Below are 1,101 nucleotides of genomic sequence, written 5' to 3' on the forward strand. Positions count from 1 at the left end.
TATACCCGTGATCATTGAAGGAGCTTGATTTTTTGCAATGAGAAGATCATGCTATCAACCATGAAAATTACTCTGACCAACCAACAAAAGCAGGAGCTAAAAGTCTTACACGATACTACTCGTGATGGACGGGTTCGTGACCGCATAAAAGCGGTCATTCATGCAAGTAACGGTTGGAGTCCTCGTGAAATTGCCGATGCGCTGCTCATTCATGAATCAACTGTGCGGCAACATCTCAACGACTACCTTCAGTTAAATAAGTTAAAGCCTCAAAATGGTGGTTCACAAAGTCATCTCTCTACCAGCCAAACTCGGGCGTTAGTTGGACACTTAACAGAGAATACCTATCACCACACCCATCAAATTGTCGCTTATGTATGGGCGTCATTTGGGGTTGAATACAGTGTGCCAGGCATGAACAAGTGGTTACATCAGCATGGTTTTAGTTACAAGCAGCCTAAAGGTGTTCCACATAAGTTTGATGAAAAGCAACAAGCTGACTTCATTGAGTTTTATAAGAGGCTTAAAGCTAGTTTGGGTAAGGAAGAAGCTATTATCTTCATGGATGCTGTCCACCCAACACAAGCCACCAAGGTCACTCATGGCTGGATACGAAAGGGACAAGATAAAGTCATTGAAACAACGGGAAGCCGAAGTCGCTTGAACATCGTTGGCGCCTTAAATCTAGCAGATATTGAAGGCACCGTTGTAAGCGAATATGACACCATTGATAGTGAAAATATCGTGCGATTTTTCTGCAAGATACGCGAAAGCTACCCCTTAGAGCACAAGGTTCACCTCATATTGGACGGTGCAGGCTATCATCGCAGTCAGATGGTAAAAAATGCCGCTTATGTACTGAACATAGAGTTACATTACCTCCCACCATACAGCCCCAATCTAAACCCAATTGAGCGGCTATGGAAAGTGATGAATGAGCACGCGAGAAATAATGTTTACTTTAAAAACAAAGCTGATTTTAGAGCTGCAGTAGAGCAATTTTTCGAGGAAACTTTACCTAAAATTGCAGGCTCACTGGTGTCTCGAATAAATGATAATTTTCAGGTGCTCAACTGCGCATCTTCAAGTTAACTGGGTATA

The 1,101-nt window shown here is 42.6% G+C and carries 1 protein-coding gene; it reads left to right on the plus strand.

Features of this window, described 5'->3' with window-relative positions; translation table 11 throughout:
- The first annotated feature begins 60 nt into the window (after positions 1–60).
- Entirely contained in the window at positions 61–1,092 is a 1,032-nt protein-coding gene (locus tag ACED60_RS25700) for an IS630 family transposase (RefSeq protein ID WP_371708614.1), read from the plus strand.
- Positions 1,093–1,101: the final 9 nt, after the last annotated feature.

Source organism: Vibrio sp. 1F279 (assembly GCF_041439815.1).
Classification (GTDB): domain Bacteria; phylum Pseudomonadota; class Gammaproteobacteria; order Enterobacterales; family Vibrionaceae; genus Vibrio; species Vibrio tasmaniensis_A.

What these genes read in the sequence shown, in the direction of transcription:
- ACED60_RS25700 (WP_371708614.1), top strand. Translation starts at nt 61, where the DNA reads ATGAAAATTACTCTGACCAACCAACAAAAGCAGGAGCTAAAAGTCTTA.